Raw genomic sequence first — 16770 nt, 5'->3', positions numbered from 1 at the left:
CGGCCGCTGCAAAAGACGCGGAGGTTGATGCCGTCGCCAGTGTCACTTGAAACGGGGTCCACCGTCGGGCGACGCGAGCCACGCAGGGATGGAAACGTTTAGGGTTTGGGTGATCCCTTCGTCCACACTTGCACCTCGACGAGCGACAGCATGCCTGTTCCCATTTCTTGCACGCGAACGAATCTGGCACCCTCAACCGAATCGAGTCGGCGTTTACCGTCGCTGTGTCGGCCGAGGATCATCAAGGATCCCGCCGACGGGATGTCGCCGCGTTGATAGGAATACTCCCGGCCCCACAATTCCCGGCCTCCGCTTTGTGGTTTACCGTCGAAGAGCGACACGCGGAAGTTACTGATTCGCTCGGCAGCACTGTTTCGATTGAAAATACGAATCTGATCGATCGAAATAGATTCCTTCAGTTCGACCTGCCACCACGGTGACTTAGAAAATTGCGTCGACGTGAATCTCGCGGTAGGAAAGATGTCTCCATCGATCGCTCTGTCGGCTTTCCCGTCAACGACGTAATGATCGCTGGACTGAGTCGCGACTCCCGTCTGAGCGACGTTGCTATCAGGTGGCCTTGTTGATGCCGAGAAGACACGGGCATGGGTGAGGCCCAACGTTCGTTCGCCGATTCCTTTGTCACCCACACACTCCACTCGCAACACTCGCGTGGGAGCACTCGAGAGACGCGTCGCCCCGTCGTCGGAGATATCACCGCCGCTGAGAACGACACCGTCGTTTCGCCAAAACTGGTCATCCGTCCGCCAGATTTGCGACCAATGCACTTTGCCCTGTCGGCTCGGACTTCGCTCCAACAAACTGACGCGGATCAAACGCGATCCTTCGAACCGAGCTTGATCGCGACCGAACAATTCAATACGTCCGGGGGTGACCACCTGAGGAAACGACACCTGCCACCATTCGAATCCGTTCGGTCCGACGCCTCGACGCACTTCCCCGTCACTAGCGACGAGGTCGCCTTCGACGAACGTTTCTCGGTTCGATTGATCCGTCGACGGGCGGGCTCGAGGTGTGTCTTCAAAGATCGCGAGTCGATCGAGATACGCGTCGTACCAACCGTTATTCTCGATTGCGAGTTCTACGCTGGTGGCATGATGCCCGGTCGTGAAAGTCAGTGATTCGTAGCCAGGAATCCAGTCCGCCGATCCGATCGGTTGTTCCACGTCCTCATCACCGTACGAACGTGCCGCGAGTGTCAAACGCCCTTCCGGAGGAATACGCGATGAACGCAATCTGACATTCGCCAAACGCAGCGTGCTGACGTCATCACTGATCGCGACCAAACAGATCGGGTGATTTCCCCGCAGCGGTGCAACGTCACAGATCGCCGAATACCAGGCATCCTGCACATTGGGTTGAGCGACAAACTCACCGAGACGTTTGCCCTTAGGATTGCCTTCACGAATTTCAATTCGGGTCGGCGACTGCGCAGCCTGGCCCGGTGGTCGCGAAAACACCAACTCCATTTGGTCGTACTTACCGGCGGGGCCGAAATCGACATCGTCAAACCGTAACCAATCGCCAGGACGCAACCCTTCAACGAATTTGACACCACGGTGGATACCGGGGTTCAACTTTGCCTGTTGTGCATTCGGCGCGGTGCACTCGATTCGGCGATCGGTCAACTTGGCATTCGCGGCAACGGTGTACGCGGTGTTCGGCTTCAGATTATCAAACGTTCGCCGCATCGAATCACCTGGACTCAGGCGCATCGTGTGGTTGCCATAGCGTGCCAGTCCGATATCGAAATGGTTCCACGCGTTTCCGTTGAAGTAGGTTGGCGATCCCGTCTTTAACCATTGGGCGTTGTCCGATTTGGTGCCGAACGATTGAGTTTCGGAAGACGACTTTTCCGACGACGACGTTTGCGATGACGAGTTTCCTGGCGAACGAGCATCGAGCGGGACGAGGTCCGGTTGGGTGCGAAACTGCCCGTTGGCAAACAGGTTCGTTCCCGGCAAATTCTTCCATTGATACGTCGGCGTGGGTGGACGACGGAAATCGTGCCCCACCTTCCACATCGGCTCCCCGGCTTCGAGAGCGCCCGCATCGGGAGCCTCGCCTACATAGCCGTCGTTGATACCGGGCAACACGATCCCGCAATCGACGGCAGGCGACGCCGCAGACAACCGATAATCATCGAGTTGAAAATTAATGAAATCACCACGACTGTAGGTGTGATTTCCTCGGCAATCGACGCCCAGCGAAAAGCAATCTTCCGTCATCAACATGAGATTGTTGTTGATGCTCGTTTGCACGGCGCGGTCACCCACGTCCGTGTCCATGACGGGCGGCGGACCGATGAAGGTGTTGTGATAGTATTTCAGGAAACTCGGATATCCGTGGCGGACGGTATTCGGACCGACCCCGTGGACGATGTTGTGATGGATCACGAGGTCGGTGCCCGCATAGAACGCACCGAAGATGCCTTTGCGTTGCGAGCGTCGAAAGACATTGTGGTGAATGATGCAACCGCCGCCGTTGCCTCGCCCGGCGTCACCGTCGAACACTCCGGTGTCCCAAGACAAACGCCCGCCGTCCTTGAACAGGTTGTACGCGAATTCGCTGCGATCGGGAAAACCGTCGAGGAAACTGCGGGCGAACTTCGACACCGTATTGTGACTGACGAAGTGTTCGTCGCCACTCATCGACAGGACACGTGCGGTTGCGCTGTATCCGATGTCGTGAAAGTAGTTGTTAATGATTTGATTTCGCGATTGACCGATCGTTAGGGCACTTCCCCACGTTTGCGACACTTCATTGTCACGGAAAACGTTATCGCTGCCTCCGAGGTGAAAACGGCCCACCGAATCCTTGTCGAATCCGTAGAAGCGGTTTCCTTGGTACTTGATGAAGTTCGAATTTTCGTTGGTCTGAACGCTCGCCCCGCGAAACGTCATCCCCGATAGAACGACGTGACTGCGGTCGCGCACATCGAACGCGAACTCACGTTTGCGGACTTCGATATCCAATTCGTTGGCGTCTTCGCCCGATGCGGTTCGGTAAAAGAGATACTCGCCTTTGTGAAACCACTCGCGCGGCGCGTCGAGCAGTTTGATCGACGAATCAATAATGTATCCGAAACGTTGTTTCTGAGAAATTTGCCCCGTTGGACGGTCGAACGTGATCCGTCCCGTTGCCGATTCATAATCCGCGACCCCACGTTGTTCGATCGTCCAATCGTTGACGTGAAAGCGAACGTTCGCACCATTGAAAAAATCGTCACCGAAACCGATCAGGTCGGTTGCCGTGAAGGATGTTTGCGTGAGATCGCCCTTTTCAATTTTCCCCCAACGGTTCAGATCGAGCGGATCGTACTCACCCTTCTCCCGTGCGGTAAAACGCAGCAGACCGCCGACAAACAACGTTTCCCCACGGCCGTTCTCCCACACCGAAGGCTCAGCCGGGGTTCTCCAGATATCGCCGTGGCCGAGCCGTTTCCAGTTGGTTACCGGATCGCATGCGCTCAGGATCACCTTCTCGCCGCGGTAGGCTTCAAAACGGATGGGCGACTCAGGCGTCCCGGATGTCGGCACCGTCACCGTTTCGCGATAGGTCCCCTCGCGAATCAGAACCACATCGCCTGGGCGAACCAATTTTGCCGCGGCACTGATCGTCGCAAAGGGCGATGCAATCGCGGCACCTGAGTTTGCATCGTTACCGTTAATCGCATCGACGTAGTATGTCTTGCCGAGACGCCCCGAACTTGCCAGCCGTTCACTAGCCTGAACAGAACGCCCTTCTTCTCGTACCACGCCTAATGCAAATAGCACATGCAGCAAATGGAAAGTTACAAAGACGCGTGAAGCGAAACTGCCGAAGGGTCGCATGAACATCGTTGCTTTACTTGGGGCGGTGTGGCGAGTGGGGCGGGAGCGACGCGGCCTCGCTTACCTTAAAGCGTCGTGCCGTCATCATACTTTAGGTCCCTCTAAAATCACCACCCAACAAAGTTAAGGAAACGTCGCCAATTCACAACTTTTTTGAGATCTTCACGGAGCAAATCGCCCCTAGCGAAAAACGCGTGGCCCCTTTTTCATATCGGACGATCGGCGCATAACGGTATTGTCAGTTGAAATGGCGCCGCTATCGGTTACCAACACGCCACGACTCGTCCTACCGTATGACGTTGGCAACATTGAAAATCGCAGTCAGGGCTGTGAAATTCTCACTGCGGCCGAAACCTCGGCAATTTGCCCAGATAACTTGCTCGATCGTTCACGGGCACTCCGGTCGTACGCAATTGCGAAGAAGGGTTCGCAAACGGACGATCGTGTACGTCGTTTCGATCGGAAACACCGTTGTTGATGCGATGAAATCGATCGAGCAAAACGAGAACCTTCCAGTGGGTCTGCGTTGTTGCGGCGATGCATAACAGCTCCCCTCGACGAGAACTTTGCGGCCGCATCGTTGCCATGCCACCGAGTTCCTCCCACGAATCAGGATCCACCGTTGTTCGGATCGTTTCCATGAGTTGGTATAACGCGGGCCTTCGTGTGGAGTGACTCGTCTGCGAAATGATCCCGGACACGTCATAAACACGAACAGCCAAAGATTCGTCGGCGGCGTAACCGCAGGTCAATCGTGCGACGCCGTGTTGAATCTGAATGACACAATCGAGGGGCTCAAACGCGATCATTGCCGAAACGATCAGAGGCGACGGTGGCGTATCGACATCAAATTCCAGCGGCGTATCCAACGTCAGGCCAATGGATTCGAGTCCGTCGCGATCAATCTCAATTCGACAAAGGGGAGCCACATCTCTAATCCACCGCTGGAGCGAGACCACCGACCGGCGGGGCGTGTAGGTTTGAAACAGGCGATTCCAGATTTCCTGCTCCTGGCTGCGGCTCATGGCCGGATCAACGGGCCAGGAATCGATTTCCGTATCCAGCAGCGGCGTATAGAGCCCAGTCAGCTGATCCGCATCTTGACCCAATGCCGGATAGCAAACCAATCCACCCAAACACGCCGCTAACAGACAGACTGCCCATCGGTCGGGCGATCGAAAGCTCTTCATTGTCTTTTCCAGATGCGGATGGCCTTGGTCAGCGAACCGTTCATTGTAGCGAAAACCGGGTTGCGATTTCGGAGTCGCGGTTCATCACACGATCCTTCGCCGCAATCGAACTCGATTAACAGCACGGGCCGCCTGCGGGCCGACGATGAGCGTCCGGGCGTTGCGGCGACTCCCCATTGGGTATCTCGCACCGACTACAATGAAGGGTCGCCGGCACACGTCCCCGCCCGCTCTCTTCTCTCTGGATAGGTTCAATGAGTCATCGCTGCGCGGTTGCATGGGTACTGTTGCTTTCCACGTTATTGGCAACGTCAGTGACGACGAAAACCATGGCCCAAGAGAGTCCCGAGAAGACCGGCAAACCCGAGTCCGTTCCCTCGGTCGAACTCGACCTAAAATCAGTCACGCTGCACGCCGCAGGCAAGGGATGGTTTGAGTACACCGGAACAGTAAAAGGAGCCGGGGTGTTTCGAGTGCCGGTGGGAGAATTCGAAATCGATGAAGCAATCCGTGTATCTCGCTTGAGTGATCCCGTTGGCGACGGAAAGATCCGAATCGCATCTCCCGTCGATCCCGTGCAACCGATGGACAGCGTCCCGAGCACGCGAACGTTTGGCGACTTGCTGGTTTCGATGAAGGGGCAATCGATCGAAGCGAGCATGCACGACGGATCGAAAGTCGATGGCGTGTTAGTCGCCGTCGAACAGCACACAGATCTGGTCGGCGAGGCGAGCGTGGATCGCGAATACATTACGATCTTGACCAAACGAGGATTGCAGTCGCAACGGGTCGAAAAATTCTCCAGCATTCGGCCCACCGATGCCGGATTCGTTGAGCGTCTCGAAACGACCTTGGCTGAGGAAGGACGTCCGAACGAGTTGCCGGTCGAGGATGTCGAATTCGTGTTCGCCGACGGCCCCGCGCGTGAAGTCTCCGTTGGCGTGATGCGTTCGGTGCCGATGTGGAAAGTCAGCTACCGGATCGACGGTAACGCTCTGATCCATCGCAGTATCGTGGACAACACATCGGGCGTTGATTGGACGAACGTGCAATTGCACCTGCTCGACGGGAGCCCGGTGCTGTTCACGATGAACCTTCGCTCCGTGACGCGAGCGCGGCTCCGACAACTGAAACGTCCTTCGAGTCACGCGGCGGTGGCACCGTCGTTCGAAGAGTCCTTTGGCGGCTTACATTTCTCTGCATCGGAGTCGATGGCATCGGGTTCCGAGTGGGACAACATGGATGCGATGATGGGTGAACCGTTCGGAGGAATGGGCATGGGAATGGGAGGAATGGGAGGGGCGATGGGTGGATCCATTAGCGATGCGACCGATGGAGGCGAGATGTCCCCAATCCCCGGACGTCGCGACTCCGATGAACTCGCGTTGGCGGCCGAATTTGAATCACTCAACCGAGCAATTTCACAAACCCAAGACGCCCCAGCGGGCAGCACGATGCAGATGCAGTTTGACTCAGTCGATTTGGAAAGCGGAAAAACGGCTTTGCTGGACACGTTGATTTCACCGGTTTCGATCGAGGAGGTATCGGTTTACCGCGAGTCGTATCATCCCACGGCCACGCTGCTGTCGCTGGAGATCGAAAACAATACAACCGCACTACTGCCTTCGGGGCCACTCAGTGTGCTCGCGGGCGAGCAACAGCGAGCGATTCTCGGCGAAGTCGTCTTGCCGGCACTCGGCCCAAACTCAAAACGGTTAGTCGGTTACGCGATGGACGGCGGGGTTCGCGTGATCCCGACATCGAGCCCGATGATGTCCGACACCGAATCGATTTCAATCGACGACGAAAGGCATTTGATCGAGGTCACCACGTTGCATCATCGAACGCGATCTTTTGAGGTGATCAATCGTTCCGGCGATGACCGCAATATCGTCTTAGAGATCCCTTTGTCACCTCCTCCATTTGAGTTCCAAATCGACGAGCCGGAGAAACAGGAAATCACGGTTGAAAAGACAGAAGGATTCGCTCGCGTGAGGTTCTCGGTTGCCGATGGACAATCGCGACACCAGCAAACGTCCGACCAACGCACCCACTCCACCTCATCGTCATGGGGAACCGTTCCCTCCGACGACCTCGAACGATGGCTCGCCAACGAAAAATGGGACGACGGGGTTCGAGCAAAATTGCGAGAAATCCTCGACCTTCGCGACGAACTCGAGCGGGTCAACGGCACGCTCGGTGACCTGTTGGCGATGCGAAAGGAATTGATCTCGGAGATCGAACGCGTCAGCAACCAATTCACCCGTTCGGCCAACGACGTGTCGCTGCCCCAAGAAGTGCTCGCGCGCTACCAGACCCGAATCCTGAATCTCGAAACACGGCGAGAACAGGCCGAACAACGCATGACTGACCTTGCCGAGACACGTCGCAATCTGCTCGACTCTCTCGGGATGCCGCGTCAGTTGCCACCGGAACTCTCGCCGCTGCGTGCGTTCGTGCCCGACACGGACTTGATCCCTTCCCAAGCCGCAACTCCCTCACAGACATCAGACGACGCGTCCAACGGAAAGCCTCAAAGTGATGATGAACCATCGATTCCATTCGGTCTCGATCCGTTCGGCAATTAAATAAATTTGCTCGCATGACCGCATCGACTCAAACCACCGTCTTTCGCACCGTTGACCTCACCAAGACCTATCAGATGGGCGAGGTTCAGGTGCGGGCGCTGCGTGGTGTGAATTTGGAGTTACTCGAAGGTGAGTTTGTTGTCTTGCTGGGCGCATCGGGCAGCGGCAAGTCGACGCTGTTGAATATTCTCGGCGGGTTGGACACGACGACATCGGGACAGGTCTTCTACCTTGAGAAAGATTTGACGGCGAGCGATGAAGCCGAGTTGACACGTTACCGGCGTGATCACGTGGGTTTCGTTTTTCAGTTCTACAACTTGATCCCCAGCCTCACGGCGAAAGAGAACATTGAACTGATTACGGAGATTGCGGTTTCTCCACTCGACGCGATGGATGCGTTGGAAATCGTCGGTCTGCGTGAACGGGCGAATCACTTTCCCGCTCAATTGTCCGGCGGGGAACAACAACGAGTCGCGATCGCGCGGGCGATTGCCAAAAACCCCAAAGTGTTGCTGTGTGACGAACCGACCGGTGCACTCGACGTTCACACGGGGATCGTGGTTCTCGAAGCGATCGCGCGAATCAATCGCGAGCTAGGAACGACGACCGCGGTCATCACTCACAACGCATCGATTGCCAACATGGCCGATCGTGTGGTCGCGTTGTCCGATGGCCAAATCTCGTCCGTGGACATCAACACGTCGAAGGTGAACGCGGGAGAACTGCAATGGTGAACGGCACACCGTCGGTGAGTACTGCCGCGATACCCCCGCGTCCTTTCTGATCATGCTCAAACTCGACCGGAAACTCCTGCGAGATCTCGTTCACCTGCGTGGCCAAGCGGCGGCGATCGGATTGGTGATCGCTGCGGGCGTGGCGACGTTTGTGATGTCGATGTGCGCATACAAGTCGCTCGAAGCGACCCGGGCGAGTTATTACGACGAGTATCTTTTCGCGGACGTTTTTTCGGCGACCGGTCGAAGCCCCAACGCGATTGTGCCGCGACTCAAGGAAATCCCCGGCGTTGCCGCCGTCGACACGAGGTTGGTCTACGACGTGTTGTTGGACGTGCCGGGAATGTCCGAACCGGCAACGGCGAGATTGATCAGCATTCCCGATTCGGGACAGAGCCGATTAAACCAAGTCTACATCGCGCGGGGCCGCATGCTCGATCCGCTGCGAACGGGCGAGGTGGTCGTTTCCGAAGTCTTTGCCGACGCGCACGGATTCGTTCCAGGCGACCGGGTGCGGGCCATCATCAACGGCAAAGTGCAGGAACTGTCGATCGTCGGCATCGCGTTGTCACCGGAATACGTGATCCAGGTTCAACCGGGAACGATCCTGCCCGACGACAAACGGTTCGGAATTTTCTGGGTGAGCGAGAATGATTTGGAAGCCGCGTTTGACATGGCCGGGGCATTCAACAGCGTTTGCATTCGCTTAGCCTACGGCAACCGAGTCGACGAGACGATCGAGGTGCTCGATCGATTGCTCAAACCCTACGGAAGCGTCGGAGGATACACCCGCGACGAACAGATATCGCACCAATACCTCAGCGACGAGTTGGCACAACTACGCGGGATGGCGGTCCTAGCGCCCGCGATCTTCTTAGGCGTTGCGGCGTTTTTGCTGAACATCGCGATCTCTCGAATCATCACGCAGCAACGTGAACAGATCGCAGCGTTGAAGGCGTTCGGTTACTCGAATTTCGAAGTCGGGGCACACTACTTCAATCTCGTGCTCGTCATCACGATGATCGGAACGGTGGTTGGCATTGGGGTCGGGTTCGTACTCGGTGACGCGATGGTCGGGGCGTACGACGCGTTCTACAAATTCCCGTCGCTGAAATTTCGGCCAGATTGGCTGTCTGTTGCTATCGCGTTTTGGTTGACGTCGGTCGCGAGTTTGGTCGGGACGTTTTTTGCGGTGCGATCGGCGGTGTTGCTGCCACCGGCGGAAGCCATGCGTCCCGAACCGCCACCGAGTTACCGGCCCTCGCTGATTGAGCGAATCCTGCCGCCAAAAACACTGTCACCCGAGGTACGAATGGTGGTTCGCAACATCACACGTCGCCCCGTCAAAGCGTCGCTGTCGGTGTTGGGTATTTCGATGGCCGTCGCGGTCATGATCCTCGGGAACTTCTCGCTCGACGCGATGAACTACATGATGGACTTTCAGTTTCGATTGGCCCAGCGACAGGATTTGACGGTGACGTTTGTCGAACCGGCGACCGAATCGGTCATGTACGAAGTCCAGAACCTCAGCGGGGTATTAGCGAGCGAAACGATACGGAGCATCCCGACTCGAATCCGATTTCAAAACCGATCACGACGTGTGGGCATCATGGGCGTCGAACCGGACGCGAAATTATTCCGGTTGCTCGACGCGGACGAGAATCCAGTGCGTGTCCCTGATTTCGGCGTCATGCTGAATACGAAATTAGCCGATTTGCTGGGCGTGAAGATCGGCGACCTAGTGATCGTTGAGGTCCTCGAAGACAAACGGCCCACGCTGACCATGAAAGTCGCGGCGTTGGTGGAGGAATATTCGGGCGTCAACGCGTACATGAACAAGCAACGGTTGCATGAAGCGTTGCTGGAATCGAAGGTCGCCTCGGGGGCGTTTCTCAAAGTGGATCCGAACCAGATCGAGACGGTGTTTTCGGAACTGGAACGGCGACCGGGTGTCGGAAGCGTTTCGATCAAAGACGCCGCGATGAAGAGTTTTGAAAAAACGGTCGCTGAAAACATCATGGTAATGCGATCGTTCATCATCGTATTCGCCGGAGTGATCGCGGTCGGCGTTGTCTACAATACGGCGAGGATTTCACTTTCCGAGCGAAGCCGCGATTTGGCAACAATGCGTGTGGTCGGGTTCACCAACGGTGAAGTTTCAATCGTGTTGCTAGGAGAGATTGCCGCATTCACGATTGCGGCGATCCCGTTGGGTTGGATGATCGGTTACGCTTTGGCGGGTGCCATGACGACGGGATTGGATACGGACAACTATCGAATCCCGTTAGTGATTGAGCGGGGAACGTTCATCCTCGCCACGTTCGTGGTGGTCGCCTCAACGATCGTATCGGCGTGGATCGTGCAACGGCGAGTAACGCAGCTCGATCTGATCGGTGTATTAAAAACGAGGGAATAGTTCGCCCGGACATGTGGAGTGTCGATGAGATTTTCGTTGAAGACATTACTGTGGGGCACGTTAGCGATCGCGTTGGGAATCGTCGTGATCCTGTCGCTCAATCCGAAACCGATCTCCGTTCAGGCTGCGTTGGTGAAAGTCGGACCGCTGCGTGAAACGGTGCAGGAAGACGGCAAGACTCGCATTCGTGAAAAGTACACCGTGTCGGCGCCGGTATCAGGTCGACTGTCTCGCATCGAACTCAATCCCGGCGATCATCTCACCGAGAAAACGTTGCTCGCCGTGATCCTACCGAGCGAACCGGCAATCCTCGATCAACGGGCGTTGGCCGAAGCGAACGCGCAAGTGCAGGGCGCCGAGGCAGCACTCCTGCGAGCCGATTCGAGAGTCGAACAGGCTCGCATCAACGCAGAATTAAGCGAAGCAAAATTTTCCCGCGCCAAAAAACTCGCGGAGAACCGGGCCGCTTCGCGAGAAGAATACGACATCGCGAAAGCCGAACGGTTGCTCGCAAACCAGGAAATCGAGACGGCCGAATTTGAGGCCGAGATCGCGAAGTTCGAACTAAAAATGGCGAAGGCGGCGTTGGATCAATTTTCGGGCGACGCCGATGACGTTGCGTTGAAACCGTTTGAAATATTCTCGCCGGTGTCGGGGCGTGTGCTGCGGGTGTTGCAGGAAAGTTCGACGGTGGTGAGCGTCGGAACACCGTTGATCGAACTCGGTGATCCATCCAATCTGGAGATCGAAATCGATGTGCTGTCGACGGACGCGGTTCGAATCCAAATTGGTGCCGAGTTAACGATCGAACATTGGGGTGGCAGCACACCGCTGCGTGGCAACGTGCGAGTGGTCGAACCGGGCGCGTTCACAAAAATCTCGTCGCTCGGCGTGGAAGAACAACGCGTGAACATCATCGCAGACTTCAATGAACCGCCCGAACGGATCGCGGCGCTCGGTGACGGTTACCGCGTGGAAGCGAGGATCACCGTCAATGAAATTGAAAAGGCGGTCTTGGTCCCCAACAGCTCCCTGTTTCGCCATGATCGAAAATGGCATGTGCTCGAAGTGGTCAACGGCACGGCAACGTTAACCCCGGTGAAGATCGGTTTGCAAAACGAAGAGGAGACTCAAATTCTCGACGGGTTGGACGTCGGTGCCCGGGTCATCGAGTATCCCAGCGACCAATTGAAACCGGGCACACGTGTTCGTGTCGAGGCGCAGTCATAACGGTTCAGGTTACTCACGTGCAATTCACAGCGAGCCCAGGCCACGTTCGAACGGGATTCTCCTAAGACGGCTTACCATTCACCGCGCAAACGTTGGGCACCTTCGCGATACCGTTCGGTCGTCTTTTGAACGATCTCTTGAGGCAACGGTGGCGGTGGGCTGTTGCGATCCCAATCGGACGCTTGCAACCACTCACGCACGAATTGTTTGTCGAACGAACGTTGTGACTGACCGGGCGTGTACTCGTCGGCGGCCCAGAACCGCGAACTGTCGGGCGTGAGGACCTCATCGATCAGGATCAATTGTCCGTCATGCCATCCGAACTCGAATTTGGTGTCGGCGATCAGCACGCCGCGCCGAGCCGCTAATTTCGCGGCGTCTTCATAGATCGTGAGGCTCATGAGACGGAGTCGTTCGGCCGTATCGGCGCCGAGCTGTTCGATCATGACATCGATCGGCACGTTTTCGTCGTGCCCTTCTTCCGCTTTAGTCGCGGGAGTGAAAATCGGCGACTCGAGCTGTTCGCATTGCCGCAAACCGGCGGGCAGCTTCACACCGCAGATCTCGCCCGTTTCTTGATAGGCTCGCCAACCGCTGCCTTCGAGGTACCCGCGGACGACGCATTCAAACGGAACCACCTCGGCTTTGCGAGTGACCATGATGCGTCCGACGAGTGGTGCCGGGTCAACGATTTTCGCCACGACGTCGGGCACGTCCGTGCTGATCAGGTGATGAGCCAGTGGGATTCCGGAATCGCGGAGTTTGCCGCCGATTTCGCCAGAGTCGATCGCATCGAACCAAAAACGGCTCATCGCGGTCAACAATTCGCCTTTCCCTGGAATGCCCGACGGCAGAATGTAGTCGAACGCACTGATCCGGTCGGAACTGACGATCATCAGTGATTCGCCGAGATCGTAGACGTCTCTGACTTTTCCCTGGCGGCGTGGAAACGGCAAATGGGTTTCCAAAAGGGCGCCGGTGTCGTCAAAACGAAACGATTCGGATGGGCCGTTCGTTTCTGCGGACGCGGGAGGTGTCGAACTGGATTGGGGATCGGAGTGCATGTTCATTCCCCAAATTTCGCACAGCCGGAGGAGTTTGACCAGATCAGGAGAGTCGGCCCGTCTCGCAGCGACGGTGCGAACCGACTACCATAAAGTCAAAGGTGGCGAGACAGTGTCACGATGTTTACCCTTTTCGATCCCCGCACACGGTACAGAGAAATTTGACAGCCATGGGTCAAATGCATTTTCATGTTTCCGATGCGGCAGCCGAGTTCTTCCACCACTGTCGCTGGAACGACGCCTATTTGTGCGGGATCGAGGGCGTTCCCTGGCAAACGCGGAATGCGTTCCACCCTGGTGCCCCGTCGATTTCGGGGCCGATCCATTCGCCCGATGATCTGCCCGCGGAATTCAAGGCGTCCTCGAACGCGGGCGGCAAGTTCACGCTGACCCGCAGCGTCGCGACCTCCGCAAAATTACTGATCACCTGTCCTATCGAGGGCATCGGATATCGCGTCCTGACCACGTGTTCGCTGCGATGCCTCGACGCTTCCCACCGATTGATCATCGAACTCGCTCGCGGCAGTTGTTACCGCGTCCGCACGCAGGCTGACACGTGGCAACGTGGTGGTTTGTTGCTGAATGAACGATTCGAAGAGTTGCTCGCCACGGGAACCCAGCATTTCCTCGATTCGTTGCAGCCTCAATCGGCAGTCGTGAACGCCCGCAGCGGGGCGAGCCTGATCGCGACCAACCTGGAGGCCGACGCGGAATCGGCCAAATCCGCGATTCAAGCGATCACGGTGCTCGAACAAGCCGCCTCTGAACTCGGCGACCTGTTTTCGTCACAATCGATGGCATTCCGCCGTTCGCGTGAGCCCCGATTGAGCACGATGATGGCGGTCGGCGTCTCGCCTGAGGTCTGCTGTGCAAGCCACGGCGGTGTTTCGGCGAGACAGAACCAAGCCGCCTCGCCGGCATCTCCGGCCGCGAAAACCAGCTCCACCGCGACGCTCGACAACGCGTTGGCGGGAATCGACGAGACGACCAACACGATCGGCGGCCAAATCATCCCCGCGTTCAACGCCGCCGCCGTGCGGATCAGTTGGGGCGATATCGAAAACGCCTCGGGAACGCCTGATTTTTCCTCCGTATCCAAAGTTCTCGATGACTGCGCGAGCGTCGGGATGCGAGTCATCGGTGGCCCCGTCATCGATCATCGCGACGGACTGTTGCCGGATTGGCTCACCCTGATGGACAACGATTTCGAGCAATTGTTGTCGTCGATGACCAAATTCGTCGAAGCCACCGTGAACCAGTTCCGTGGTCAGGTCCACCTTTGGAACGCGGCATCAGGGCTGAACGTCGCGGGCCCACTTCGACTCGATGACGAACAGGTGATGCGGTTCTCGATCGGTGTGCTGCAAACCATTCGTCGCTGCGATCCCACGACGCCCGTGATCATGTCGATCGAGCAACCCTGTGGCGAATACTTGGCCCGACACGCCGACGGCATCTCGCCGATTCACTTCGCCGACGCGCTGCTGCGGAGCGGACTGGGATTGGCGGGCATCGGATTGAACTTCCGCTTCGGATTCGACCACGGCGAAACGCATCCAAGGTCCCCACTCGAGTTCGCTCAATTAATCGATCGATGGGGGACGCTCAACGCGCCGCTGCTGGTTCAATTGTCGATCCCCGCGGCACCGGGCACCGATCCGGCAGCGCGGCTCAAAACGTCGCCGGTGTCTCTATCGCCGGAAATCGACGGCCGGGCCGAAGAATGGGCCCGTCAGCAACACGAATTCGCCCGACCGCTGATCGAAACGCTGCTCGCCAAGCAAATCGTTCACGCAGTGGTCTGGGACGGTGCGTCGGACCAAGCCCCACACGTCATGCCACATTCGGGCGTCATCGACAGCCACGGCCGCCCACGCCCCATGCTGGCGTACCTGACGAAACTCCGCGAAGAGTTGTTGATGTAGGTTGGGAGCTTGCAGGTTACAGGTTTGCAGGTGATTTGCTTGGGTACGCCGGAGGCGTTTCAGATAGTAGCCGGCAGTCGAGCGAAGCGAACACTGCCGGTTCCGTTAAACAGAAGACTCATTCGCCCCCGAAGGTGGTCGCACCGTCCACGCGGATTGCTGCGTCTCCATTTTGGGTCGAAAGAATTTGAATATCCGTACGTGCGCTGGCGACGTACGGAATGCTCTCTTCGATCCCTTCGGGACCTGCGCAAACGAACTCCTGGCAGTAAAAACTCTCGCGAGGCGCCACGACGCCAAGTCTCACAACGCTGGCTGGGACGCCGTCTAGCTGCGGATCTGCCACTCGTTCATTTTTTCGAGCAGATCGTTGCGGGTTAGGTTGAAGTGCAACGGCGTGAGCGTGATGTTGCCTTCTCGCAATTGCGTCAAGTCCGTCAGGTCCGCGGGAGCCTTCTTGGGTTCCGTCCACAACGCCCAGTAGTAATCGCGTCCACCGGGATCCTGGCGTTTCTCGTAACGACGACCGTACTGGGCCAATCCCATCGGCACGACTTTCACTTCGCTGGTGGTTTTCGTCGCCGCCGTCGGCACATTAAGGTTGAACAACCCTCCTGCGGTTTCTTCGTGCCGGATCAATTGCCCGATCACGTTTCGAGCGATGACGGCAGCGGCGTCAAAGTCCGCATCCTCGTCATGCTCGAGCGAAACGGCCACGCTTGTGACGCCGAAGAACGCCCCCTCAATCGCCGCGGCCACGGTTCCTGAATACAGAACGTTGATTCCGGCGTTGAGACCGCTGTTGATACCGCTGACGACCAAGTCGATCGGCTCGTCGGCGAACAGCTCTGCCAACGCGAGTTTGACACAGTCCGCCGGAGACCCTTCGACCGCCCACGCCCAGTGACGACCTTCGCGATGGATCGATTTCGGCACTAAGGGAGTCAGATAGGTGATCGAATGCCCCACTCCGCTTTGTTCCGTGGCGGGCGCAACCACGATGACTTCGCCGAGATGCCGGAGTTGATGTCCGAGAGCGGCGAGTCCGGGTGCATAAACACCATCGTCATTTGTCAACAATATTCTCATCGCGGTTCGTTCGTCTTTCGAGACGCCAGTGACGTCTTGTTGTGTTGCAGAAACTCACATTCGGTGCACGCGAGGCTCGATCACTTGCCCCCACGCTCACCTAACCTCATCTGCCATTTCACACGAAATCTCTCTCAAGGAACAGCCATGAGACATTAGGCTGCGACGACGCGAAACACCCGCCCCCAATCCACGCATGCGTGTTCCCTTTTGCGGGTTCCCGAGAAAGCAAAAATATTGACTAGATATTCACTCACGTCACGCCACGATCTCAACAAAAAGCTCCGCGCATCACGCATAAGAAAACCATTGTGCCAATCTAATCACCACACGCGATCACTCGGCACAACACATCGCTCTATGGCTTTGATTCGAACATAGAAGTCTTCCATCGGCTATGAGAATAAAACGTTCATGTTTCTTTAATAATTGAAGTCAATGAAGACACTCAATGTTGAATTTATAGATTCGCTGAACATAAGGTTTTCCCGTACTAAGCACATGAACAGGATTGATTGTGTTTAATTGGCAAGCGAATTGCTCCATTGGTTCGATGGGAATCTCTCGTGGTTTTGCTAGCATTTAGCCTGAAGGTCAGGCGGACGCCACAGCGTCATTTCCTCCTAACTTCAACGGGAGGAGTATCATGGCACGGCCTGCAGTTCTGTTTGCGGAAATCA

9 protein-coding genes are annotated in these 16770 nt (G+C 56.8%); 5 read left to right on the top strand and 4 right to left on the bottom strand.

Annotated features, from left to right (window positions below):
• Nucleotides 1-98: 98 nt before the first annotated feature.
• Both FHS27_RS17520 and FHS27_RS17515 read right to left on the bottom strand, forming a co-directional pair.
• Complete coding sequence (locus FHS27_RS17520) at nt 99-3860, bottom strand: galactose-binding domain-containing protein (protein ID WP_246420018.1); 3762 nt, start codon at nt 3858-3860, stop codon at nt 99-101.
• A gap of 332 nt (nt 3861-4192) precedes the next feature.
• Nucleotides 4193-5044, bottom strand: a complete 852-nt coding sequence (locus tag FHS27_RS17515; protein WP_184306185.1) for a hypothetical protein — start codon at nt 5042-5044, stop codon at nt 4193-4195.
• Nucleotides 5045-5298: 254 nt separating this feature from the next.
• Here FHS27_RS17515 and FHS27_RS17510 point away from each other — a divergent pair, with 254 nt between their 5' ends.
• The 4 genes from FHS27_RS17510 to FHS27_RS17495 are packed head-to-tail and all read left to right on the top strand — an operon-like array spanning nt 5299 to nt 12012.
• Nucleotides 5299-7632 (top strand): hypothetical protein, encoded by a 2334-nt coding sequence (locus FHS27_RS17510; protein WP_246420010.1) that lies wholly within the window; start codon nt 5299-5301, stop codon nt 7630-7632.
• A 14-nt stretch (nt 7633-7646) separates the two neighbouring features.
• Nucleotides 7647-8366 carry an ABC transporter ATP-binding protein gene (locus FHS27_RS17505; protein WP_184306184.1) on the top strand — a complete coding sequence of 240 codons (720 nt, stop codon included), beginning with the start codon at nt 7647-7649 and terminating at the stop codon, nt 8364-8366.
• A gap of 52 nt (nt 8367-8418) precedes the next feature.
• Nucleotides 8419-10782 (top strand): ABC transporter permease, encoded by a 2364-nt coding sequence (locus tag FHS27_RS17500; RefSeq protein ID WP_184306183.1) that lies wholly within the window; start codon nt 8419-8421, stop codon nt 10780-10782.
• Between the two features lie 36 nt (nt 10783-10818).
• The gene (locus FHS27_RS17495) at nt 10819-12012 is read left to right on the top strand and encodes an efflux RND transporter periplasmic adaptor subunit (protein ID WP_246420007.1); all 1194 of its coding nucleotides are present in this window, start codon (nt 10819-10821) and stop codon (nt 12010-12012) included.
• Nucleotides 12013-12083: 71 nt separating this feature from the next.
• Here FHS27_RS17495 and FHS27_RS17490 read toward each other — a convergent pair whose 3' ends face one another.
• Nucleotides 12084-13076, bottom strand: a complete 993-nt coding sequence (locus FHS27_RS17490) for a phosphoribosylaminoimidazolesuccinocarboxamide synthase (protein WP_044253991.1) — start codon at nt 13074-13076, stop codon at nt 12084-12086.
• 170 nt (nt 13077-13246) lie between these two features.
• Between FHS27_RS17490 and FHS27_RS17485 the strand changes: the two genes are divergently transcribed.
• Nucleotides 13247-15001, top strand: coding sequence for an endo-1,4-beta-xylanase (locus FHS27_RS17485; protein ID WP_184306181.1), 1755 nt, complete (start codon nt 13247-13249; stop codon nt 14999-15001).
• Between the two features lie 327 nt (nt 15002-15328).
• Here FHS27_RS17485 and surE read toward each other — a convergent pair whose 3' ends face one another.
• Entirely contained in the window at nt 15329-16090 is a 762-nt protein-coding gene (gene surE / locus FHS27_RS17480; RefSeq protein ID WP_009098611.1) for a 5'/3'-nucleotidase SurE, read from the bottom strand.
• Nucleotides 16091-16770 lie beyond the last annotated feature (680 nt).

The organism is Aporhodopirellula rubra, from assembly GCF_014192335.1.
In the GTDB taxonomy this organism is placed as follows: Bacteria; Planctomycetota; Planctomycetia; order Pirellulales; family Pirellulaceae; genus Rhodopirellula; species Rhodopirellula rubra.
Note: the sequence above shows the minus strand (reverse complement) of the source record. Positions and strands in the feature narration are given on the sequence as shown.

What these genes read in the sequence shown, in the direction of transcription:
- FHS27_RS17515 (WP_184306185.1), bottom strand. Translation starts at nt 5,044, where the DNA reads ATGAAGAGCTTTCGATCGCCCGACCGATGGGCAGTCTGTCTGTTAGCG.
- FHS27_RS17490 (WP_044253991.1), bottom strand. Translation starts at nt 13,076, where the DNA reads ATGCACTCCGATCCCCAATCCAGTTCGACACCTCCCGCGTCCGCAGAA.
- FHS27_RS17500 (WP_184306183.1), top strand. Translation starts at nt 8,419, where the DNA reads ATGCTCAAACTCGACCGGAAACTCCTGCGAGATCTCGTTCACCTGCGT.
- surE (WP_009098611.1), bottom strand. Translation starts at nt 16,090, where the DNA reads ATGAGAATATTGTTGACAAATGACGATGGTGTTTATGCACCCGGACTC.
- FHS27_RS17520 (WP_246420018.1), bottom strand. Translation starts at nt 3,860, where the DNA reads ATGTTCATGCGACCCTTCGGCAGTTTCGCTTCACGCGTCTTTGTAACT.
- FHS27_RS17485 (WP_184306181.1), top strand. Translation starts at nt 13,247, where the DNA reads ATGGGTCAAATGCATTTTCATGTTTCCGATGCGGCAGCCGAGTTCTTC.
- FHS27_RS17510 (WP_246420010.1), top strand. Translation starts at nt 5,299, where the DNA reads ATGAGTCATCGCTGCGCGGTTGCATGGGTACTGTTGCTTTCCACGTTA.
- FHS27_RS17505 (WP_184306184.1), top strand. Translation starts at nt 7,647, where the DNA reads ATGACCGCATCGACTCAAACCACCGTCTTTCGCACCGTTGACCTCACC.